Annotated in this window: 17 protein-coding genes, 1 tRNA gene and 1 pseudogene; 1 reads left to right on the top strand and 18 read right to left on the bottom strand. The window is 53.2% G+C overall.

Going from position 1 to position 22,613, the window contains the following annotated elements; genetic code table 11:
* The first annotated feature begins 28 nt into the window (after positions 1-28).
* Positions 29-100, top strand: a tRNA-Arg gene (locus BFG58_RS19820).
* Positions 101-149: 49 nt separating this feature from the next.
* Here the strand turns inward: BFG58_RS19820 and BFG58_RS19815 are convergent.
* The 18 genes and pseudogenes from BFG58_RS19815 to BFG58_RS24135 form a co-directional block, all read right to left on the bottom strand.
* A complete protein-coding gene (locus tag BFG58_RS19815; protein WP_069720430.1) occupies positions 150-1,487 on the bottom strand; it encodes a VasL domain-containing protein in 1,338 nt (445 codons plus the stop codon).
* A gap of 46 nt (positions 1,488-1,533) precedes the next feature.
* A complete protein-coding gene (locus BFG58_RS19810) occupies positions 1,534-2,778 on the bottom strand; it encodes a GIY-YIG nuclease family protein (RefSeq protein WP_069720429.1) in 1,245 nt (414 codons plus the stop codon).
* 605 nt (positions 2,779-3,383) lie between these two features.
* Positions 3,384-3,854, bottom strand: coding sequence for a hypothetical protein (locus tag BFG58_RS19805; protein ID WP_069720428.1), 471 nt, complete (start codon positions 3,852-3,854; stop codon positions 3,384-3,386).
* Positions 3,855-3,868: 14 nt separating this feature from the next.
* Positions 3,869-4,318 carry a type VI secretion system baseplate subunit TssE gene (gene tssE / locus BFG58_RS19800; RefSeq protein WP_139125334.1) on the bottom strand — a complete coding sequence of 150 codons (450 nt, stop codon included), beginning with the start codon at positions 4,316-4,318 and terminating at the stop codon, positions 3,869-3,871.
* A gap of 444 nt (positions 4,319-4,762) precedes the next feature.
* The gene (locus BFG58_RS19795; protein WP_069720427.1) at positions 4,763-6,550 is read right to left on the bottom strand and encodes a DUF2235 domain-containing protein; all 1,788 of its coding nucleotides are present in this window, start codon (positions 6,548-6,550) and stop codon (positions 4,763-4,765) included.
* A 14-nt stretch (positions 6,551-6,564) separates the two neighbouring features.
* A complete protein-coding gene (locus BFG58_RS23575; RefSeq protein ID WP_083261545.1) occupies positions 6,565-7,089 on the bottom strand; it encodes a DUF3304 domain-containing protein in 525 nt (174 codons plus the stop codon).
* A 22-nt stretch (positions 7,090-7,111) separates the two neighbouring features.
* Positions 7,112-7,609, bottom strand: a complete 498-nt coding sequence (locus BFG58_RS19790) for a DUF3304 domain-containing protein (protein ID WP_069720426.1) — start codon at positions 7,607-7,609, stop codon at positions 7,112-7,114.
* A 45-nt stretch (positions 7,610-7,654) separates the two neighbouring features.
* A complete protein-coding gene (locus BFG58_RS19785) occupies positions 7,655-8,482 on the bottom strand; it encodes a DUF4123 domain-containing protein (RefSeq protein ID WP_069720425.1) in 828 nt (275 codons plus the stop codon).
* A gap of 2 nt (positions 8,483-8,484) precedes the next feature.
* Positions 8,485-10,827 (bottom strand): type VI secretion system Vgr family protein, encoded by a 2,343-nt coding sequence (locus tag BFG58_RS19780; protein ID WP_069720424.1) that lies wholly within the window; start codon positions 10,825-10,827, stop codon positions 8,485-8,487.
* A 4-nt stretch (positions 10,828-10,831) separates the two neighbouring features.
* Positions 10,832-11,359: a type VI secretion system lipoprotein TssJ gene (gene tssJ / locus BFG58_RS19775; protein ID WP_069720423.1), complete on the bottom strand. Its 528-nt coding sequence runs from the start codon at positions 11,357-11,359 to the stop codon at positions 10,832-10,834.
* Positions 11,360-11,435: 76 nt separating this feature from the next.
* Positions 11,436-12,515 (bottom strand): type VI secretion system baseplate subunit TssG, encoded by a 1,080-nt coding sequence (gene tssG, locus BFG58_RS19770; RefSeq protein ID WP_069720422.1) that lies wholly within the window; start codon positions 12,513-12,515, stop codon positions 11,436-11,438.
* A complete protein-coding gene (tssF, locus tag BFG58_RS19765; protein WP_069720421.1) occupies positions 12,479-14,248 on the bottom strand; it encodes a type VI secretion system baseplate subunit TssF in 1,770 nt (589 codons plus the stop codon). Before tssF ends, tssG begins: the two co-directional genes overlap by 37 nt.
* A 76-nt stretch (positions 14,249-14,324) precedes the next feature.
* Entirely contained in the window at positions 14,325-15,944 is a 1,620-nt protein-coding gene (tssA, locus tag BFG58_RS19760) for a type VI secretion system protein TssA (RefSeq protein WP_069720420.1), read from the bottom strand.
* Complete coding sequence (locus tag BFG58_RS19755; RefSeq protein ID WP_069720419.1) at positions 15,945-19,316, bottom strand: ImcF-related family protein; 3,372 nt, start codon at positions 19,314-19,316, stop codon at positions 15,945-15,947.
* Positions 19,317-19,342: 26 nt separating this feature from the next.
* Positions 19,343-20,503, bottom strand: a complete 1,161-nt coding sequence (locus BFG58_RS19750) for a hypothetical protein (protein ID WP_069720418.1) — start codon at positions 20,501-20,503, stop codon at positions 19,343-19,345.
* Positions 20,504-20,505: 2 nt separating this feature from the next.
* Positions 20,506-20,763: a PAAR domain-containing protein gene (locus BFG58_RS23570; protein ID WP_072000524.1), complete on the bottom strand. Its 258-nt coding sequence runs from the start codon at positions 20,761-20,763 to the stop codon at positions 20,506-20,508.
* 25 nt (positions 20,764-20,788) lie between these two features.
* Positions 20,789-21,610 carry a hypothetical protein gene (locus tag BFG58_RS19745; protein WP_254665210.1) on the bottom strand — a complete coding sequence of 274 codons (822 nt, stop codon included), beginning with the start codon at positions 21,608-21,610 and terminating at the stop codon, positions 20,789-20,791.
* A gap of 5 nt (positions 21,611-21,615) precedes the next feature.
* Positions 21,616-22,613, bottom strand: a pseudogene (locus BFG58_RS24135) (hypothetical protein); the annotation flags it as partial.

The following is a 22,613-nucleotide window of genomic DNA, read 5'->3' as shown; positions in this document are numbered from 1 at the left end:
GTAAATAAGGCTATACTCGTGCCGCCTCGTCCCCTTAGTTAAATGGATATAACGAGCCCCTCCTAAGGGCTAGTTGCAGGTTCGATTCCTGCAGGGGACACTTTGAACTCCACGCGTTGTTGAACACATTCGCCTGTCCACCGCAGAATTCACTGCGAAGAAGAATCCCGTTTTATTTGAGCGTAACGCGTTGCCAGCTGTTTAAGACGCAACTCCAGCTGGGTCTTTTCAGCTTCAGGAAGCACACCTCCTGCGGGATGCTGTGACAGGCGTCTGAGTTGTTCTTCAGCCGGTATTGTTTGGTTAAATGACTGTATAGTCGAAAAAACCACCGATTTAAGCTCACTCACGGTGATATATTTTCCCTTTTGCTCATCCAGACTACTCAGCCGATGGCTCAGTTGCTGAAGCTTCATCATTCCCTGGTACCAGCTGTTCATGGCCTCAGCAGGCAACGCTGCCGCGTTAAATTTTTGCTGCCACTGCACGGCGAGCGGCTTCGCCTCCTCCGGCCGCACCGTCTGGAGTTGCGCTAACAACTGAAGGCTGTAGGAAATATTCCAGTCAGGAGGCAGCTTATCCAGTCGGGCAAGCTGCTGCTGCGTTTCAGTGATAAATGTGGACGGTAAAGTGCCTCGCTGTGCTAACGCCTCTTGCTGAGCAGGTGTAAGCGCTTCAGGTAACGGCACCAGCGAGGCAACAGCCTGAATCGTTAAGGGATCGGGTCTGGACAGAAAGCCCCCTTCCCACGCCACGGCGACGCAGACCACCAGCATAGAACACATCCCGGCGACAAAGGGCTTCCATGGTCTGACCGACCCGTGCGCTGTCGTAAGCCCCTCTGCATCAGGCTGATTTTCCGGCTGCACAACATAGACCCATTTCACTTCGTCAACCGGCTCTGCCCTTTCCTGAGGTATTTCGCAACCGGGCATCATGCGTGCATTCTGATCTGATGCGTCATTACTGCTTTCCAGCCGTTCAGCATTCGAACGTATCATTGTTCGTAACGTATCGAACTGGCTTAGGTGTTTCAGTTCAAGACGCTGGAGCACCGCACTCAGCCGGGTAAGCAACGTTTCAGCACTGTAAAGCTCACTTAGATGGCTGTTGTTGAGTGGAAGCATACGCATGCGCTGCTGCAGTCGCTGGCTCAGGCCGGTAAGGATCTCCAGACGAGTATGTAACGTCTTCGGCCAGAAAACGTCCCACTGATGGCTAATCAGGGCCTCCAGAATCGCCAGCCCTTCGTTCAGGCCAGCCAATCCAGACAGGTGAGTCCGGGCAAGGGTGTACCAGGCCGCAGTCTGCAACTCCACACCGTTTTGTTCAAACAGAGAGAGACAGCGTTTTTCGACATATTGCCAGTTTACATCCGGGCGAGCAGGATGCGTCAGCTTGCTGAGTTCATCGCGGAGAGCAGCGTAATCTGGCAGCGTGCGCGGGTCGCCGCCGGTTTTAATTTTACGTGGGATGATATTATTCATGACCATATATCCATTTGATGTGGCTTGAACCAGACGAAATTAACGTTTATGCGGCTTCGCTTTCTGCGTATTCGAGACTCTGCAGATACTGTAGCGCCACCGGGTCAGCAATATATTCAACCTGCCCGTGGTGACGCTCCACCTCATCGATAATTCGACTAAGCTCTACCCGGAAAAACTCCTTGCGCAGATTAATTCGGTTAATCCGGTAGCGTTCCAGATGGTCATGTAACGTCTTTTCAAGCGCAGGGGCGTCATCGCAGGAAATCATGGCATGGACGTCAAAATCAAACGGCACTGCTGCTCCGCTCAGTTCTTTCACGCGCTCCATAGGCTCCAGTCGTCGGGTCATACCGATTTTAAATACGTTTTCACCGAAGGAGCCAATATTCGAAATCACATATACGTGTCCCTGCTTCGTGAGCTGGGCCATGGATTTGGCGCGTTCATACTGTTGATGCACGTCCTGGATTTTCTGCTCCAGCTCCAGACGCTGTCTTTCCAGCTCTTCCCTGTGCGCACCTTCAGCGGCGAGCAGAGCGTCTTCCAGTAAACGCTGCTGCTCAGCAAGGCGTTGCTCCTCCTCTTCCGCTTCTCGCTGCTGCTGCTCCAGTTCATCCTGACGCTGTTTCTCTTCCCGCATCTGACGCTTGAGCTCAGCCTGATATTCTTTTTCTTCCTGCGCTTTTTCCAGCAGAGCTACCTTATTCAGAAACTGCTGTTTTACGCCTTCCCAGTCGGCATTATCTTCCAGTTCCAGAAAGGTAATTTTCTCGCTTATAGCAGCATAAGCGTCTCTCTCTTTTCTGAGCTGGTCGTACTTGCTTTGCCAGTTATTTACCGTGGTGCCGGAAAGCAGGGTTTTGACTTTGAATTTATACGCGGAGTCCACAATACGCTGTAGTGCCCGGGAGGCTTTATTTCTGGCATTGTGAAAGTCATCCCATTGACCGGAAAGCTCTTTCTTTTCCTGATACAGGCCACGAGCCACTTCAGTACTGACCGTTTCGTCAAAGGCTTTCTCTTTCTGGGCCAGGTCCGACATGGCCTGCTCGAGTTCTGCTGTTTTCTTCCGGAAACCCCGGTAAATGAAAACCCGGATTATCAACGCAACGGCTATCAGTAAACCAAAGAACAGACCGATGATTCCGGCCGGATTCGACACAGATTCAATAAATCGCTCATTGATATTGATTAATGCTCTTACCGCAACATAAATACCCCAGACAACGACGCCAATAATAACCAGAATAATACCCGCAGCATTGTCATCTTTTTTTCTTCGTGCCATATTTTATTTTTTTCCTTTTTTCTTTTAATCCTGACTATTTAATCTTTACAACGGGCAGGGAATCTTTTCCATATCCGATTAATACTGATTCCCTGAACAAATCGGTAAATGGGTATATCCGGGCTTACTGGCCATATAGAGGGGCGCGCATGTGGGCGGTCGGGGTTGGGTACTGACCGGTTCGTCGTTCTCTTCAACACGTTGCGGGTCCTGCTTTTTCGCCGTTGTCACTTTTTTCGTCTTAGCTTTGCGGGTGGAAGTGGACGGTCTTACCGGATTGCTGGTTTCTGAAGAACGATACCCGGAACAGAATCGTTTCGACTGACTCAGACTCCCGTCATTACAGACAAAGCGTCCATCCGATGTGCAGTGCGCTATACCCCCCTTTGAACCGGAACAGGGCTGCCTTCCACGCGCAGCATCAGCCTGTGCTGTAAAAAAAATTTCTGAAACCAGAAGGAAGATTAATTTTCTCATTTCCATATCCGTAATTTATTTCGTAATTTTGTGGCTCTGTTCTCCGTCAGCTATTAACTGTTTCGCCAGGTAATTATGCAATGACTGACAGGCAAAAAAATATATAGCTATTGCTCATTCCGGTTGCACTATGGAAGGAGCACCAGAATCAAACCAAAAAAAGTGCTCTCATCAAAACCCTGCCCTGGGCGGGATAAAACACCAGGCGGAATAAAGGTCCAGTTGTTCACCCTTCCTGACCGCATGAATAAACGTCCCAGTGAAGTCCTATGTCTCCCATCATGGAAGGTCGCCTCCACGCACCCGGTCACACCCTGACCATAAAGGAACGCTGGCACAAATTTTACAGACCGGTCATCGATACGCAGAACGAGGGCGGTAATCTCAAAAGTCCCGTTCTTCACCAGCAGATCCGTAACGGATGTACTGTACGCTTCCACGCTTAGTCCGGTACTTTCCAGCCACACGTCCATCTGCTCCTTAAGTTGCGTCATTCGCAGGCAAAACTCAGCTATATCGGCCTGACTCTTACTGACAGATGAAGCCGGAGCAGACTGTCTGGTCTGCAATTTATCAAGAAACTGTGATTTTACTGACATGATGCTCTCTGGCCTTACAGATGGGTTGCAGTATCGATATACTGCTGTTGCTTAAGATGGCGTAACATTACTCGTCCCTCCGGCATAAACTCAGTGCCATAGCGCACCAGACCAACACCGCTAAGTTCTGCATCTATGGCGTAGCGCAGCTCACCAGGAATTTCCTGATCAAGCAGTAACACCTCAATAGACTTCAGGCGCGGCTCATATTTCAGCAAGACCGCAGACAGCGTCGACATCAGCTTATGCGCGGTGCCGGGAAGTCCCTGCAGAATGGTGGTCATATCTGGCAGACCATAGTCTGGCAGATGTGACAGAGTACCGGCGCGACAGTTAAGGATCCGCTGCATATTATCCAGCACCGACAGGATAACCTGATTTTCTTCACTGATATGCTGAAGGTCGAGATCACCGACAAAATTGCCATAAAGCATCTCGCACAGAGAGGGGGGATTTTTATTCAAGGGTCACTTCCTTCATAATTACGATTAAGCTCAATCTAGTCAACATTAACATTGCTTTAGTTATTTCATTAATTATAAAGAGTCAAACTGCTCAAGGTAATTCGAATGCAACGAGAACACGGTGGCAATACAATTAATCATCGCTCCTGCACTACTTAATAAAATCAACAAATTTCTTTCTTCATCACGATATGAACAACCATCTCAATTACGATTATCAAGTTTGCTTTTTAGCTGTACTTGAGTTTTTTAAGGGAGAAATCCAAGAGCAAAGTTATTCCATAATTGAATAGTAACTATAATCTGCCGAGGCCACTACGCATGCGAAGCATTATTTTCTTCATACCACACACCATCTGTATCCTGGCAATGACGGGATATCAAGTAATAAGCGTTAAAGAATAGATAAAGATGAATGACCCAAGGATCAATGACGGTTACAGGTTACACCTCAGGTTTTTCCAGTGAACGAATCACCAGGAAATCCTGAGAGATGCCAACATCATTTCCAGTTGCTTGTCTGTTATGAATAAACCAGGCATACATATCAGAGGGCGCATTATCTTCGGGGAAAGGCTGAGGCTGACCAAGATAAGCTGCATGGGCATAATCGAGAAAACGTCTCGCTCGCCTCAATGCAGGCCTGTAGATATCAGGCACGATGTGGATACGCTTATCATTGGGATTGTTTTCCATACTGTTCTTCATTCTTATTGCGGCATCATGGACATCGTCCAGCCAACCCCAATTTTTGTACAACACATCAAGTTCATTCTGGTAATGTCTTGACGCTTCTTTTGCCTGTGGTGAAATCCCCAATAACCCGGCAGAAGCACCGGCGGAGACTAAAATATCGCCACGTTGTTTTTCATACTTCATGCACTCACAGCGGTATTGATAATATTGTTGCCCAAGCCACTCAATATAGCTGTCCAGATGACGGTTCTGCGATCCGATATTGACAGCGTTAAAAGGCATCGCTTGCTGATACAGCTTTGTCCATTGAGTGACAGACTTGTTCTTAACCTTGTCCTGCATGATGAAATAGGCAGCAACATCAGTATCCGTCTGATCTAGTGTTTGTAAATCTGGAAATGGAACACCAGCCATCGTTGCGGCCCGGTACATCCGGTGAAGAGCAACCCGACAAAGTTCTGCACTCGGTTTTTGTTCATTTGGCTTCAGGCCTCCCCCTACGTCCTCTGCACAGCCGGGTAACAACTCTTCCTTATGTTTATTATTACTCCCACCAAGGCAATAGACGCTACGCCATGGCCGGTTTTCATGGGCTGCGACCAGGTGCAGTGCATTTTTAACCGTATCCGGCAATGCCGATTCCTGATCAACAGACTTATCGCCCATCAGCACGCTAATCCCTTTTACTGGCCCCCCGAAAGCAGAAATAAACCAGTCCACGCCATTATTATTACTGGCAGGGGTATGACGAGCACAGTCAAACAGGCCGGCAAAAACAATCTCTACGGGGATCCCCTGGTAAGTATGTTTATCACCCTGTTTCTGACAAATATCATCAATCAACATATCAATGAATTTACGTGCAAGAGTCGCTCCGACATCGTATCCAAAGAGTGAAATAGATATTAGTTTTACTGGTACCGGACTCTTAGTTTTGATTTCTTTAAAAGCTTCTTCAAATGTAGTTTTCGTCGAAGTAATTCTGGTATCAACACCTGTTACCAACATATCGGCAATAGTGGGATTATCACGCAACCAAGGGGTTGCCTCGATACCTGATTTCTTTGCAGCGTTTTTGGTTACATCACCCACCAGCGATTTCCACTCTGAAGGGCTTATCAGTTTTTTTCCTGAGTCCTTTAAAACCTCCCACCAGTCACTACCTTTCAGTAATTCCATACCGGCATCTTTCGCTATTTCTTTTGGCTGATCTTTAAGGTCATCCATAACAGAACTCTGGGCACCGTCCATAATAGCATGAAGTTTTGAGGTTAGATTTTCTTTGAATGGGGTGCCTAACCCGGAAATATAGAATTTTGAATAGTTTTCATGGGATGTATCTTGCTGCATACTGGGAAAAGCCCGAAATAAACGAGCAACGTTACTTAGGCGATTCTCTGACGCATCCTGTTCAATATTACGGTGAATACCATCAAAAAAGAATCCCACCAGCCAATTTCGATTGCAATTCCCTATATTTTCATCTTCAGCTTGCTGTGCACGATTCGCTGCTGCAATTATGCTTTCAATATCCATGTCTATAATTCCTGTCAGTCAGCATGCTCTAAAATCACTTCAGCCTTAGGGCTTACGAAGCCAGTTCCCCACCATAGTCGAACTTTATCTCCTGGAAAAAAATAAACATGGAGATAATTTTCTTCCCATTTTCTTTTTGGTAATGGCATAATAACCCGACGAGTTTCTTTACGAAGACCCGCATCGTACTGAGCACGTGTGGTACTTAATGTCCAAATGACTTCCGCCGTATTACCACTGATACTGCCACAACAAGTTGATCCACCTGGTCCCGAACCATATGGATTATTTTTGTCATGAGCAGAAGCATTTGCCCCTGCCACTCCGTTAACACTGAATCCCAGAATGGGCCTGTCAATTTCACTGTGAATAATTAATGTTACTGGCCCCGTCGGTGGCCCCCAGATGGATGCCCAGACTAGCCAGCCACCGTATGCCAGAACCACCACCAATAAACTGCCCCAGATCCATTTCCCCCAGCGGGCATAGCCACGATTTACAGCGTTATCAACTTTGTAGTAAGTCTTAAAAAATCCCATTTTTATTTCCCTGACTCACCCGTTATTTAATATTTTCTGGCCGCTTTTCATAAGGCGACCAGGCATTATCGCTCCAGCCCAGTAACACTTTATCCCCGGGCAAAAAGTGAACATGCAAATCATTCTCTCCCCACTTTCTTTCTGGCATTGGCATCACAACCCGACGTTTTTCAAGACGCATACCTTTGAGATACTGCTCATGAGTAATATCAAGGGTCCATATTACCTCCGCTGTTTTCCCGCTGATGCTGCCGCAACAGGTTGCGCCACCACCACCATGGGCAAAAGCGTTTGAGCCTGCCACTCCGTTAACACTGAATCCCAGAATGGGCCTGTCAATTTCACTGTGAATGATCAATGTTACTGGACCCGTCGGCGGCCCCCAGATTAATGCCCAGACTAGCCAGCCACCGTATGTCAGAACCACCGCCAATAAACTGCCCCAGATCCATTTTTTCCAGCGGGCATAGCCACGATTGACGGCGTTATCAACTTTGTCGTAAGTCTTAAAAAATCCCATTTTTATTTCCCTGATTGAAGCAACTACCATTAACCGTTCAGATTTTCAGTACTGTATATCCGCAAGGTTAACCAACACCTCTGCCAGCGACTGTGTTCCATTCAGCACCTTTGGTAATGCAACCTTCAGTGCATCTGATTCCAGCTCCTGCCGCCCACCATTAAGGTAATACAGCGCGTACACTTTCTGATCAGCCGCGGATAACAAACCCGATTCTTTACTTTTATTCAGCGCCTTAATCACCATCAGTCGCTGCGCACAAGCTGGGAACGCCCTGCTGGTCGGCATTTTTTGCCATTCTCTCAACACACTGGTCACTTCCGGCTTATCCGTAATCTGCTCCCATGTCGCTTTATCAAGCCTGATAATAGGATTAGTGGGCTTATCTGCTTCCAGGGGCTTTATGGCAAGCGCCTGCCACTGTGTTTCGCCAGGAAGCCACCATTGTGTGATGCCGTTGAACAGAAAGGCATGCCAGTCGTTCTCGGCACACTGCGCCAGCACACCGATAACGTGGCTCGCATAGAAGCGCGTCAGCGCCGTAGAACCATCAGGTTGCACAATAGTGCATCCACGTGATAGCTGCACTGACAGCATTGATGAATAACGCGTTGAAACAATGACTGCGGCACATCCCGGCAAAGACGTCAGATAATCAGGTAACTGCTCTGCATTATCAATTTCCAGCAACCAGGGGCCGTAGTTCTGAAATTCTGTCAATTGAGGATGGATATACAGAGAATGCAGCCTGTGAGCATGCTGCTCTTTAAATGCCAGAAAATCGGCCTCCGGCTGCGCTCCGGCTTCAAACAGCAGGCTGATGTTCTCGTCTGAACTGCAGGATAACGCTGTAATGAGTTCTGTACTGTCCAATTTTATGCTCCCTGCACTATCGCATCATTCGCCTGAATAGCTTTAAGCAGACAAGGAATACAAATTTTATTTTCGATTGGCGGGTACAAAACTGGCATTTCTATCCTCTGTGAAGCACCACCTTCCGTGTCCAGTCGTCTGGCCTTGCGGGTGTACGTTCCCGCCGTCTCGTACTTGATTTGCCCCTGCTCGATGAGGATGGAGCTCCCGCCACCCACCAGACGAATTCGCTTCTTCCCGGCCAGCAGCATCTCTCTGGCAGAGATGAGAGACAGTTTCTGCTCCGCACTCAGGTTCATCACGCCGTTCTGCGCCTGAAACTGGACCGGCCCCTGAGCCGAAATCAGGCTCAGCTTGCCGTGCTGAGCAAACATTCCCACGCTGTCGCCTGCCAGTCCGGTGATATGCCCCTGGGTCCCGACACTGATATCACCACCGGCATTCAGGGCAATATTGTCAGTGGCCGCCAGCTGCAGATGCTCTGCGCTGGTAAAAGCCATCCCCTCGGGTGCTGAGAAGTGAAGCATCTCATTGAGAGTTTTCAGCCGTGTGGCGAACATTGCCTGCTGGCTGGCGATATCAGCTTCGAGGGCTTTCGCCTGTCGGGTTGCTGTGGCCAGTCCCTCGATTTGCGTCCGGACGGCCTCAATTTCCTTTAGTGGCACGTCCATATCCAGCACATCGCCTTCGCCGTGCACTTTGCCATCGGCGGTGACCAGCAGCCCTTTTGCCACACGTATAACCCCGAACTCATCGGTGCGCAGCTCAAAGCCGGTGCCCCGCGGCTCGTTCTGTGCATCAACGATATGGCCCTGGTTAAGGGCCGTGGCTCCAAACGGCGTTTTCAGCGCAATATGCTCGCTTTGGCGCAGGTCTTCCATTCGCAGTTCGTTCTGACCTGCGGTGCGCAGGATGTTCTGGCTGCGATTGTCCCGGGTGACCACGTCCGGATGTTCAGAATCATGGAACGCATGGGCGATATACGGGCGGTCCGGGTCGCCGCCGTCAAAGGCAATCCCCACTTCAGTGCCATTTATCAGCGGCGTGTGCCAGCCGTACGTTTCCCCGGCGTACGGTTTGGCCTGGCGTATCCACAGGTAGTTATAACCGGGCTCTGCGTCTTCACGGCTGAAGTCCAGCTTCACCCGGTAACGCCCCGTTTCATCGAGATGGGCATACGGTGCGTTCTTCTCGTCACTCTCCACGCGGGCCATCAGCGTACCGGCGATCAGCGGGCGTGGTACAGGCTCAGGTCTGAAGCAAAACTGCTCGCTGTAGGGCATACCCCACACGGAAACGTGCAGACGGGTATCCCGGGCCGCGCGGAAGGTGGTGAGTGTAATCACTAGCCCCTCTTTCAGCTCCGGCACGCCACTGTCGTCGGTCTCCAGCACCATGCCCGGCGTCAGGTGGCTGGCGTTACTAAAGAGATGCAGGCGGATGGCCCTGTTCAGTTCACGTTCGTGATGGATACGAGCATAAAACGCCCCGCTTTCGGTTTCCGGCTCAGAAGTACTGTCATCGCCCGCTTTGCGGTACGAGGCCGCATAGCGATAGCGTTCGCCAGTGGTGGCCGCCTCGTTTCTGACGGTTGCGGTCGCATCCATCGGCGTGCTGGCGGTGCGGTAGTTATAATCCCGTGTGGCCACACTGCCGGTCACCGTGTGGTGCCACACTCTGGCATCCCATACCGCCTCCACCGCGCCGTCATGGAGGGCAGAAGGCTCACGATACGGCAGGCGTACATCAAACTGATACTGAAGCTGGCTGTCGGCGAAGGTCACCGTATCCAGCCCGGTGGTAGTGTTGACCCCGGTGCGGAACCAGATGCCGTCTTCGGCCAGTATTCGCTGAATAAACTGCAGGTCGGTCTCACGCCACTGGGTTATCAGTTTGCGGACCGGGTAAGTCCGTTCCAGCCGGAATTCAAAATCTCCTCCTTCCAGCCCGTGGCTGCGCAGGACCTGCGCCACCATTTCTGGTACCGAAACATTCTGCCAGACCGCGCAGCGGCGGGTATGGGCAAGCAGTGCCAGGCGCGATGAAAGCGTTACGGCGAAATGCGTCTGGTCCACGGTTTCGTTGAGGACCTCAAAGCCGGTAATGATACCCTGCACGACTCTGCCACTGAGCATGCTGAGGGTGGCATACTTCAGCATCGCATCCTGACGGCTGATGCCTTTCTGCGGCGTGGTGAACTCAATGCGCCATTTGAACGGTGCATTCAGCGCTTCCCGACCGTGGAGGTTCAGCACATCCGGCTTCAGGATGCTGTCGTTTATCTCAAAGCGGTAGCGGGTCTGCCCGTCAAACAGCGCCAGCCAGTTATCGAGGGTGGTGTCCATGGGTTTACTCCTTCACCGGAACCAGGGTCAGCCCGGTGCTGTTGAGCTGGATGGTGCGCGGCTTGTCCGGGTCGAGGTCGTCGCGGCTCAGTACCAGCTTCCAGGTGTTGTTTTTGATATCCGGCCGATTAAACAGCCCCACCACCGCCACAAATTTCGCCTCTTCGCTCATCGGCATATTGAGCGTCACGCTGCCTTTGGGCATCACCAGTAGAGACTTGCTGGCGACAATGTCCTCTTTAAGGGTGTTATCCGCATCGCGCAGCAGTTTCTGGTAGTCGGCCGCATCCACCTTCTGGCGGTCCCGGAGCTGATAAACCTGCATCATGGTGGCCAGTGGTGTCTGCCCTTCATCGGCATTGGCAGCGGCACGTGGCTCGAAGTCCAGGTGCAGCACCTTTATTTTTTTGTAGAAAATGGCTCTGGTTGCGCTGACAGTGCCGTCCGACACGGCCTGAGTCAGGCCACATGCGGTCAAAAGGGAACAGAGCAGCATCAGTGCGGCGCTGCGCGACAGGGAAGCGAAAGTCATTCGTGGAGTCCTTTTCAGCGTTCAGAAACAGGGGCGTGTTGAATGTGTCTGGTATTGGGTATTGCATTCCGGAAAATCAGTCGAAGCGATAGCCGCCGGGCTCGGCCGGCCGCAGGGTCTCACAGGTCAGGCCTTCACAGGTGCCCAGACTTACGGTGAGGTGCGTACGGATCGTGGGACGGTCGCGTTTGAGGCCCAGCACGCCGGTGCGGCCCAGTTGAACCCGGCTTGTCTTACCCAGACGTGGTTCAGGCAGACAGCTTACCGGTACCGTGAGGCGAAGGCGTACATCGGAGCGATAACCCATGTACACCCGCAGCAGCACCATCAGGTCAGTGTGCAGCTGACCGCCGGGCAACCAGCCCTGCGCCTCCTGCGGATTGTCAGTCGCCAGCATCAGGAGGATACGGCTGCAGGCTTCTTTCCCGGTCCTGCCGAGTGTGGCCCGCTGTGACAGCGACACGCGGTTGGCTTTGCCGAGTCCACTGCGGCTCTCCACGGGGACTTTCACCGGGTCCGGGCTGATAACCATGGCCCGGGTCTCCGGGGCCAGCAGGCCCACCAGCTGGCGGATGCCTTCGGCGTTTCGGGTTGGCAACCGCATGGTGCCAAGCAGCGCCAGGAAGCGGGAGACCGGCGTGGCAATCTGCTCCGCCGTACCCGGGATGCCAAGACCGACCAGTCCCAGCAGGCACTGAGATGTGTCATCCACGCCGCCGTCTTCGAAGGTGGCCGGGTAAGCGTATTTGCGCCAGATACGATAGTACTGGGTGTGAATACGGTGGCTGAAGATATCGAGAAACGCTGTGGTGGCTTCATACCCCTCCCGGCGCTGCACAATATCATCGAGGTACGCCGTCGGTAGCGGGGAGTCCACCCCGTACATTCCGAGGAAAGTGGTCCGCACCGTCGGCGACAGGTCCGGGTGGTCCTCATCGGTTTCAACCGCCTTCAGTTCACTGACCGGGAAGCCCATTCCCGGCCACGGACGAAAACGCACCGGGTCGGCGGACAGTTTCTCGGTACTGCCCAGTTTCGGCGCGTCCGGGTTCTCCTGCTCCAGCAACTGACAGAAGCGGTAGAAATTAACCCGCCAGATGTCGTCGCGAAGCGCTTCTGTCAGCCCGGAACGTGCTGGCTGTGATTCTCTTTCCATCGCAGTCGTTTCCCTGTCGGTTGCAGGACCAGCGTGAGCTGATTAAAGAGGTGGACATCGGCATAAAGGGCAAAGAAGCGATGCAGCATCTCGCCAAACAGCGTGACGTCGCCCTCCCCGGCAAAGTTATCGGCATTAAGGGTGATTTCAATGTCCACCCCGCGCAGCATAAAGCCCTTTTCAAAGCGACGAATAAGCGTGTGCTTCACGGCAACAATCGCCTCCAGGCGTCGGCGGTTCATCTCATCGTCGGTCCAGTCATACAGCGCCAGCGTGCCGCGTAACACTTCCGGGTTATCCATCATGCTTAAGAAACTTGAACCCAGATGGCTCATCACCCGCCAGTGGAAGCGGTCATTTGCCGGTGGGTAAAGCGGCAAAGTTGGCACCGTCAGGTTCATGACCCGAACCGGCACTTTACCCGCCTTCACCACTCTGTCCAGCAGCGTGCTCTGGAGTGAGCGGCGCGGCAGTTGTCCGTTAGTGCCCGTAATGCGGATGGAGAGCGACTCCGGGGCCTGCGACAGCTGCTCCAGTTCGAATGACTTACCGCCAAGGATAAGCCACGTGTCATACAGTCCCGAGGGTCCACGCTTGACGCGGGTATGGAAGTAACGCTCCGGCGCGTCATGGCGCATCATGCCACCGCGGTGACGGAAACTGGTGAACGGTACGTATGGATGTTTGCCATTCTTCACCGCACCATGAATAGAGTCCACACTGTAGATTTCCGTATGCCCATCCTGCACGCGCATCGGCCGCAGCAGGTATTCGTTCTGCAGCGGATCAGGCGTCAGCGGGTCCGCCTCCAGTGAGAACAAATTAATGACCGGCGCGCAGTGCAGACGGAAATTATCGGTCTCAAACGGCATGTCTGACGGCCAGCCGCCGTCGAGCACAATATCAGTCTCAAACCAGGTGGTTTTCTGACTCAACCCTGCCAGCTCCAGACCTCTGAGCTCCACGAACATGAACTTCTCGCGGAAGCTAAAATACTCCAGCAGCAACTGATAGCCACTGAACGCTGAGTCCCCTTTTGGCCACAGCCGGTCAGCATCATCAAAGCCCATTGGTTTACACCAGCCGTCAAAACGTACCCTCTCGGTACGGGTCTCACTGTGGCGGACATACATTGCCTGCACCCGGCGTGTCAGCGCCAGATGCAGAGCCGAGGCCACCGGGCTGTCTGCATCGAGGAAAATGGCAACCTTTTCAATCCCGGTTTTTGACCAGTCCACTTTTTCGGGGCATTCGAAACGCAGACGAATGGCGGCGCGTCCATCAGGCTCAGTCTGCAGGCGGGCCTCACTCAGATGCAACGGCTGCAATGGTACGTCACGGGTGGTGCGATACTGACAGACCGTGTTATCGGGACCGACCGGTCGCGACAGCACGGAAAAGCCGTTCTCAAGCACTTCCATTTTGCGAAGCTGACGCCAGTCCGGCGTGAACACTACCACGGAGAGCGACGGGATCGTGCGCATGTAATGCGGCCACAGCAGGCTCACCAGCCCTTCTGTCAGTTCCGGCAGGTCATCATCAAGCTTTTCACGCAGGCGTCCCATCAGGAAGGCGAATCCCTCGAACAGGCGCTCTACGTACGGGTCACGGGCCCCACTTTTATCCAGGTTGAGCATAGCCGCGCGGTCTGGATGAGCACGGGCAAACTCTTTACCTGCTTCACGCAGGTAGCGCATTTCAGCTTCATAGTAGCGCAGGGTTAAATCATCCATGGACGGACTTCCTGAGTGTAGAAATCAACAAAAAGAAAAGAGACGGCATCGGTACAATGTCACGTAAATGCAGAACCTACCCACACAGCACCATCGCACGCGCCGGGTCGAGGGTAATTAGCGCGGCCAGCAGACTATCCATTTCAGGGGCAAAACGGGTTTTGTCGCTCTCGCTGCGACCGGCTTTCAGGCGCAACAGCCGAAGACGGCGGGCCTGTACATCAAACAACAGCCCCGGCTCCCACTCACTGAGGGTGAGCAGCGGTGCGCTCCCGGAAAGTTCACCGAGCAGGTGCAGCGCGAGTTCGTTACGCCCGTACTGCTCTGCCACCCGGGCCATGATTAAACGGATTAACCAGCGGCTTCGGGGTGAAGCCATGTCCGGACGATTCTGAAGCCAGGTCAGCGCTGCCTCCGGGCCATCGCGGTCACCTTTTTCCATCGCTTCCACTTCCAGCGCAGATATGTCATCCGTCTGGCCTCCATTTGCCACCGCAGGCGCATCGGCAAACCCGGGCATGTCATCGTTGACCTTTTCGGCTATCCAGTTCAGTGTCACCTCATCGGCCAGCGGCGTGCCATCGTTCCAGGCAAGCGTCTCCAGGCCTGGCAGGCGTTTCAGTAACAGCCTCAGGTCGCTGAGTATGTACTCCGCCCAGTGTTCCCACGGCCCGCCAGCCCGGCTCAGCCCCTGCCACAGATACCACTGCAAATCGAGCCAGAAGCGGTTACCGCCTTCGGTGAACATAACATCCACCTGCTCCACCAGTTCAGTCCAGCTTTGCTGCAGATACAGGCGTTTAAGCTGAGCGCGGTATTCGGCTTTCGGCGGTAGCAAACGCGTCCTGCCGCTCGCATCCAGCGCTGGCAGTTGTGTCACCAGGTCCCAGCGGGCGGCCTTCATCATTCGGTGGGCGGCAAGCCAGCCCTGCGGCTGCTCAACCACCCAGCCGGAAAGCACGCGCAACTGGCGTACCAACTCCACCTCCGATTTGACGACAGCGGCTTCCGGCACAGTCGCGCCCGATGTCGCTTTGCTGTAGGGGGTTACACCAACATGATCCTGGCCTGATGCAGCCACTGGCGTATCCAGCCCACCGCTACCGGCAAGGCGGATTTCCAGCGTCCGCAGCAGACCGGCAAAGCTGGGGCGTTCCGCCTCCGGTAGTTGTTTCAGCGAGGTCTCCAGCAGGCACAGCGCCGCCGCCGTTCTTGCAGTCTCTTCACGCGTCACATCCGGCCAGCGCGAGAATGTATCGAGCACCTTCTCACTGTTCAGCCAGTCGAGTGCAGCCAGTCTTGCGGCGCTGCGCTGTGGGTGGCTGTGCGATCCGGCCTGCTCCAGCATGGCTGCCAGCAGCAGGATGCCATCCGTCAGCCCGGTATCGCCGTCACGCTGCAGGCGGGCAAAGGTATACCAGGTCACCACCCGGATATCCCGGGCATGGCGGGTAAGAATGCTTTCCGCCAGGCGGCACAGCATCCCAGTATCGGTACCAGACAGCTTGTTGATTTCCTCGCGCATCAGTTGGAAATCATCTTCATAGGTCGGGTCGTCTCCGGAACCATGACCGGTAGGGAGTACCGTCAGCCACGGCGCCCACCGGGAAAGGTTTTCCCGGGTCTGTACGAGCAGTGCAGCACGCTGGGCTGCATCCGGAAGACACAGGGTCAGAAGTGTTTCTGCAGTCGCCATTTATTCGTCTCCGGCAAAAGTGGGCGCGCTGTCAATTGCACCCACAGTAAAGATGGTCTGCGGCAGGCTGAAGCCCTGCAGTTCGAGCAGCGCCAGTGGCCCGTTGCTAAGCTCACTGCGCATGATAAATTTCAGAGGATTACCGTCCGGAGTGATCCACACCAGTTGGGTACGGCTGCTGTCAAGCGGGGTGATCAGCGCCTTATCGAGCAGACGAATAAAGCCCCAGTTACCCTGGTTGCTGGCAAAGAGACGCATTTCAGCGCTGGTTGAGCGCCAGCTCAGATCGACACCCGGATAGTACGTATTGCCCGGCCAGGTGAAGCTCTGCCAGCTTTCCATCTGGTTGAAGTAATCCAGTTTCTGACCATCAAGTGTCAGTTGGGTGCGGGCCACATCGCGTGACGGTCGGGCCATCAGTTCGAAATGCACCCCGGCATCGCCCTGGGCAAAGACAATATCCGAAATATCGGCAAGCTTATTGATGGCGGCGAGAAACGCAGGGCTGATGCTCATTCCCTGGCTGGCAGCCGGATTCACCACCCAGTGACTGCCTTCCTGATGCAGCATGCCGCCGAGATTGTTTTTGATAAATGCCGCGATACGCCCGGAGTCGCTGCGCAGGAACTGGGCCAGCAGTGGCAGTGAAGCATCGCTGCCGGTGGCCTTAAATGGATAGCGTCCGGCAAAGGCGGTGTTCCACTGCGAAACAATGGTGCTCTGCCAGCGGGCATTGAGGCTGCCTGCTGCCGGAGCCAGCACCTGACGCCAGGCCAGATCGAGCGGCTGCACAAACAATGCTTGCCCGAAACCGTTCCACTCCTGCCCGAGACTTGCCGCTACCAGAGAGCCGTAGTCACGGGTGTCAGTCAGATCGATGGCTTTTCCCTGGAAAACAGTCTGAGCCAGCATCTGCGCCATCGCCTGCGGATCAGGGGCGCTGGTCACCTGCTGCAGCTTGAGACGCACTTGGGTTACACGGGCAAGCCAGGACTGGAAGCTGAGGTTACCGTTTGAGCCGGTACCGTCCTTGCCGGCCATCAGTCCCGTGAGCGGACCAAAGACGCCGTCCAGCGGCCCTTTCGGCCCCTGTGCCTGTTCAATAAACTGTTTTGCACTCTTCTGACGCCCCACCAGTTTTTTCGCCGAGTCCACCAGGGTGTCAGCCAGAGCCTCTCCTTTTGTCCCGGTCTGTCCCTGCCAGGCAAGCGTATTCATCAGTGCCACCAGAGGGGACTGACGCACATCTGCCAGCAAGTTCAGCTGCGCAATGGCCTCCGAAAGCGATGACGCTTCGTGCCACTGGATACTGTTGGCCATGTTGAGCCAGGCGTTGCCAAAATCGGTGAAGTAACGCTCTGTCAGGCGCTGTTTGAGCGCTTCCGGCGAGACGTCGCTGCCCGGCTGATGGGTTTTGTCGGTCAGCACCCAGTCAATTTCATCACGGCGGGTCTTCACTACCTCATCAATCGCATCTTCAACCTGCTCTTCCCACGCCTGACGGGTGAACATCCCCGGCACCACTTCTTCAGAAGAAAACAGGGTTGACGCGTCCGTGTCGCCGGTCATATCCGCCAGGGTTAAATCCGGCCAGTTTCGGGCAATGCGCCCGAGCATCTCCTGGTACAGACCGGATTCGGCGTTACGCTGACCTATCTGTTTAAGCAAAATCTGGCGTACCGTCCCCACCAGTTCGCGGTCAGGAGAAATTTTCCACTCCGGGTGTGCCGGTAAGTTCTGCGCCCAGAAGCCGAGCAGCTTCGGCGCCTGGGTCTGCCACACGCTCTCCGGCACGCCGCTGCGGTGCGGCCAGGCCTTCAGCATATTGCCTGCCAGCCACTCCGCATCCGCTTTGTCTGGACGGGACAGCATCAGGTAGCCTTTAAGCAAACCATAGGTCTTCTGAGTGGCAGAGGTGCGCGCATCGCTTGCCGGAGGCAACTGCACGAAAGCGTTGAGCTGACGGTGAAGTTCGTCAGCCAGTGCATCACGCATCAGCGCCTGATTGTTACGGGCATACAATGGCCAGAGCAGCTTCAGCGTGTCGCTGTCCTGGTTCAGGCCAAAGCGGGTGTACCACGGCGCACCGTGCACTTCGCGGTTCTGCAGGCGGGCAATGGTCTGCTGCAGTGCTAACTGGTTACGCAGGCGCACCGGAAGAGGCTGTTTAGTGTCAGCGGCAACCCGGGCCGTATCCTGGGCCAGCCAGATTTGGGTGCGGTTGACGGACAGGGACAGTAGCGTGCCCGCACCCCAGAGCAGTACCAGACCGAGCAGCACCAGGCGCAGCACCTTTTGCCAGTGGAAACCGATTTTACGGGCATGTACCTGCAGGCTGTCGTTTTCGAGCGCCTGCCAGACCGGTGGTGAAAGGCGCGCATGCGGCACCGTTTCGGTCCCTGGCATTGCCGGACTGAACATCACCCCACGCAGACGGTATGGGGCTGGCCCTGACATCAGCGTGGTCAGCAGCGGGATCAGGGAGCGTCGCAACGAGCCGCGCAGGGCTTTCGACAGGCTCAACAGCCAGTGGTGCTGAGAGTTCTCCAGCAGCGCCGACACGCCTGGGGTTTGCAGGTCTGACGAGAGTGAGGTCAATGTCGAACGGACCTCTTCCGTTGTCGCACCTGGACCAAACAGCGCGCCGGCTGGAGGTACACCCACTCCGTCCTGGTCCCAGTAGCCTTCCCGGACAAGCCACAGCCAGACCGGCAGTTGCCAGCCCAGCTGAATATCGGTTTTCTGACGTACGCGCACCAGCGTGTCCTGCTTCGCCGTATCGGGCAGTGCAGCCGCGTTCATCACCTGCACCACGCCATCCAGTGGACGCTGTGGTCGCACTGCTTTCAGCACGGACAGGAACTCATCATCCGGCACGCTTTCCGCAAGACCGCCGTAAATAAGCACAATACCGTCACTTTCCTGCCAGTGATCGCCTTTAAGACCCGGCACAACCTTTTCGATATCACTGTCGGTACCCTGTACCAGCAGCAGGCGAACTTTGGCTTTCCAGCGACGGCGGTAGCGCAGGCGCAGATGATCGACCAGCGCCTCAGCCACAAACCGGGAGGTGTCCGCGTCGGTATGCTTTGCTTCAGGCTGGGATGCAGCAGCCTGCTGTCCGGAGGCGACCACATCCAGCGTTCCCTGTTTCTCACCGTTCTTCGTGAATACAGTTTCAAGTACCCAGCCGACGATCAGAGCTGCCAGCATCAGCAGCAGGCTGATTATCACTATGCCGGTCGTACTGAATGGCCCGATATTGAAGGTGTCCTTAACCCACTCCGGCCATAACAAGAGTGCGCCGCCAATGAGGCAGACAGATAGTGCGCCCAGAAGCAGCGCAAGCAGAAAAGTGGATGCGATTTTCATAACGGAGGAGAGCAATCCCTTGAGAGTTATTCCGGGGTGACAATACAGAGTTGTCGGTTGTCTTCTGAAAGTTCGGTGACAATTAGCTGGGTTTCACTGTCGCTCAAACACTGACGGGCTGCCAGCTGTAACGCCTGCCAGGGAGCGGCAACGCCCGCAAACCCGACAACCGTATCAATATGGGTAATTTTATCGGCTTTAAGCCCCGGGGCATGTGCCTCCCGGGCCTTGCTGAAGATATCGCCGGAGGCCATCTGGCCGCCGCTGGTCCATGCCTGCTTCAGTGCATTTTTTTCCAGTCCTGACCACATCATGACACGCTCAAATGCCCGATCGAGATTGCCATCGCGACAGATCTGCGGCCGGTGAACCCTGACCGACACATCCGGGATGTCCTTCAGGCGGCAGTTGGTCAGCAGTAACATGGAAATGGCCTCGCCACTGTCCTCTGGCGGGTGTTCGTAAAGCTGAGCGCTGACAACCAGTAACGCAGCAGCCCGGTCATAATGGCAGTCCAGCCAGTAGTCCAGGATTTCCAGCCCCGTCAGGTCGCGAATGCGCACCAGCGGGCGAGTAACGCTTTTTTGCAGGAGCGAAGGCAGTGTCGAAAACTGTTCACCGGTATCCACCGCCAGATAGCAGGTCAGCGTCGGCGGTAGCAACGACACCAGATTCTGAACGTGGGCGGTGATCTCCTGGAAGTAATGCGCTTCACGGTCAGCCATTTCTCCCATCGCCGCCAGCGCCCGGTGACGAACCGGATTCCCGCCATTAACGGGCTCACAGGGCATCATCAGGGGCTTTTTGGCTAACACCGCCTCGTGTGTCATCGGGCTGACAGGCCCCAGCCCGTTAATCAGGACTTCACCGATAAGCCAGGCAAAGCGCTGTCCGCGCGCAACGTCTGAGCGGTACCGGGCGGCGGTTGTTGCATTTTTTCTCTCACAACTGGCACAAAGGAGCACGTAGCCAAAATAGCGCCCGACAATCAAAAGGCCCCATAACACGACAGGTAGTCCTGTTGACAGCCCCCAGAACGCAGCACCGGAGCGCTCGCCCTTCCAGAACAGGAATGTAGCTGCAACTCCCGCCAGCAGCATCACAATGCCCAGGAGCAGCCAGCGTTTAAAACGCGGACGGGGCGGCAGTTTTTCCTGCGCGGGAATACGCTCAAGTTCAACCGGCACGTTTACCCCACCAGAGCATTGGGCAGTGAGCTGATAAGCGTGCAGCCGCAACCACACTTGTGGCCATGGAAAGCCACAGGAACTCCGCGATCGCGATAATTTGGGTTACCTTCGACAATAGTGGTATCACCATGCTCAGGGCAGGAAACACGGTCACCTTTACGGGCCACGCCAATATCACCAAAAAGCATGGTCGTTGAGCAGGACAATACGGCACCACCGTGTGTGGTTTTGTCGCCGAGACGGATTATTCCTTGCATATACTTCCCTTGATATTATTTATAGTCAATAAGACTCAAACATGGATTTTGAAACTTCACTACCATTTTCAGAATGACCTTTATCGCTTGAATAATCAAAAGACACATCATTAATTTTAACAAGCTTGCCATTGTCGAATGAGTAAATAGTTTTACTATACTTCTCGCAGCAATCATCCTTTGAATCAAATACTATATTTTTAGTGAATGGTCTGTATGTCAACGTACCATTTACGCCGCTTAATACTTTCTGCTCCACAAAGCCTTTACTGGTTGAAATATACACACTCTGACTTCCATTATTTGGCCTGTGATCAGTTCTGGCAATTACGTCATAAAAACCATCACCATTAACATCCATAAAATCGATGGTAGGAGTGTCAATAGATTCCGGCAAGGATATATTTTCAACTTTACCATTGAATTCCAACTTCAGTTCGGAACCACCATTCTCAGAATCAGATATTTTTACACCACTCAATAGACCGTCTTTAAATGAATCATGAGCTAAAAGGGTTACAGGAAGGCATTTCTTCCCACACCACTGACCTTTGTATCCATCTACTGTATGTTTGAGCGTTATCACTGCTGTACTTTCACCTACTTTCTCATTCAATACAACCGAGTCGGCAGAGGACGTTCCGTTTAGCAAGATGTTTTTCTTGAATTTATTATAAATATAAACACCAGAATACGTCCCGCTGGATGCAGTAAGGCTCATTGTGATGTTACCTTTCCCTATGGTGCCGTTATATAAGGAAGTTATCGTATATTCAGCATTAATTTCTTCGGACGCATTACAAAAAAAAGAAAACACACAAACAGACAATAATAGTATTTTTTTCATTTCGATCACTCCAGACCAAATGCATTCTTAGCTATCGATAATTTTGCCACTCGATCATCCATGTGGTTCGGTTCTTTAGCTTTGTCAGGATAATAAGGTTTCTTTTGTACAGCCCAGCCATTAACACAAACTGACACCCAGTATATATCATCTTTATCAGCCGAACTGTTTAACTTAGGTTTTATGTATCTCCAAAAGTAACCAGATGCTAGTGCCGCATACCTTGGGTTGTTTGAAAGGCGGCTAGCCTTAGCTGTTGTTGATGTTATATCGAATGAGTTGTCGTTAAGTTTGGTTCTTAGATACTGCTGACATTTTGTATAATTATCACGGCCTGTAATTTGTAATAACCCCCTCCCTTTAAACAAGGGACCATCTCCAGCTTGGTTATTACCTAAATCACTACGACCTTCGTAGGCTTTTCCTGATGCAGTTTCTTCAGTATATTTAAAGAAGCCCGTTTCATGAAGGATCTGTGCCATAAAATGCGCTTTTCTCAGAGGGGTATTTATTTCAAACAGCTTCATTGTTTCATTTAGAGGTTCAAGATAAATCTGTACATATTTTTCTTTGTCGGCAGGAAGCATTGCCTTTAATTGCTCGTAGGTGATCATTTCCTCGCCATCAGAAAGCGCATTCAAAAAAATCACCGGATGCATATGCCAGACAGGCGCACCACCACTTAATCCGTCCACCTTGCTCATCCATTCCATGTTGTCAAACCACTGTCTGACATAGCTGATGCACAGCGGATCCAGCTGCTTTAAAAATATTCTCCACCGGTGATGGTTGCTGCCGCCAAACCACTCACTGTCGTGTCTGACCACCATTCGTGCCGCGATATCCCTGACATCCAGTTCCGCGTAATTCACCGCCTGGCGCAGTTCTTCGCCGGAAAGGTCACCACTGTTGTCACTGTCCATTTTCTGCAGCAGGGATTTATAGTAGTCAGAGACCTGTTTTTCCCGGATACCACGTTCAGGGCGTACCCACTCAGCAATTC

Source organism: Enterobacter sp. ku-bf2 (assembly GCF_001742765.1).
Taxonomy (GTDB): domain Bacteria; phylum Pseudomonadota; class Gammaproteobacteria; order Enterobacterales; family Enterobacteriaceae; genus Enterobacter; species Enterobacter quasiroggenkampii.
Note: the sequence above shows the minus strand (reverse complement) of the source record. Positions and strands in the feature narration are given on the sequence as shown.

Bases quoted from the DNA above. Each gene is read 5' to 3' on its own strand.
- BFG58_RS19745 (WP_254665210.1), bottom strand. From the start codon at position 21,610: ATGAAAAAAATACTATTATTGTCTGTTTGTGTGTTTTCTTTTTTTTGT.
- BFG58_RS23570 (WP_072000524.1), bottom strand. From the start codon at position 20,763: ATGCAAGGAATAATCCGTCTCGGCGACAAAACCACACACGGTGGTGCC.
- tssJ (WP_069720423.1), bottom strand. From the start codon at position 11,359: ATGACTTTCGCTTCCCTGTCGCGCAGCGCCGCACTGATGCTGCTCTGT.
- tssG (WP_069720422.1), bottom strand. From the start codon at position 12,515: ATGGAAAGAGAATCACAGCCAGCACGTTCCGGGCTGACAGAAGCGCTT.
- BFG58_RS19780 (WP_069720424.1), bottom strand. From the start codon at position 10,827: ATGGACACCACCCTCGATAACTGGCTGGCGCTGTTTGACGGGCAGACC.
- tssA (WP_069720420.1), bottom strand. From the start codon at position 15,944: ATGGCGACTGCAGAAACACTTCTGACCCTGTGTCTTCCGGATGCAGCC.
- BFG58_RS19810 (WP_069720429.1), bottom strand. From the start codon at position 2,778: ATGGCACGAAGAAAAAAAGATGACAATGCTGCGGGTATTATTCTGGTT.
- tssF (WP_069720421.1), bottom strand. From the start codon at position 14,248: ATGGATGATTTAACCCTGCGCTACTATGAAGCTGAAATGCGCTACCTG.
- BFG58_RS19815 (WP_069720430.1), bottom strand. From the start codon at position 1,487: ATGAATAATATCATCCCACGTAAAATTAAAACCGGCGGCGACCCGCGC.
- BFG58_RS23575 (WP_083261545.1), bottom strand. From the start codon at position 7,089: ATGGGATTTTTTAAGACTTACTACAAAGTTGATAACGCTGTAAATCGT.
- BFG58_RS19790 (WP_069720426.1), bottom strand. From the start codon at position 7,609: ATGGGATTTTTTAAGACTTACGACAAAGTTGATAACGCCGTCAATCGT.
- BFG58_RS19795 (WP_069720427.1), bottom strand. From the start codon at position 6,550: ATGGATATTGAAAGCATAATTGCAGCAGCGAATCGTGCACAGCAAGCT.
- BFG58_RS19755 (WP_069720419.1), bottom strand. From the start codon at position 19,316: ATGAAAATCGCATCCACTTTTCTGCTTGCGCTGCTTCTGGGCGCACTA.
- BFG58_RS19805 (WP_069720428.1), bottom strand. From the start codon at position 3,854: ATGTCAGTAAAATCACAGTTTCTTGATAAATTGCAGACCAGACAGTCT.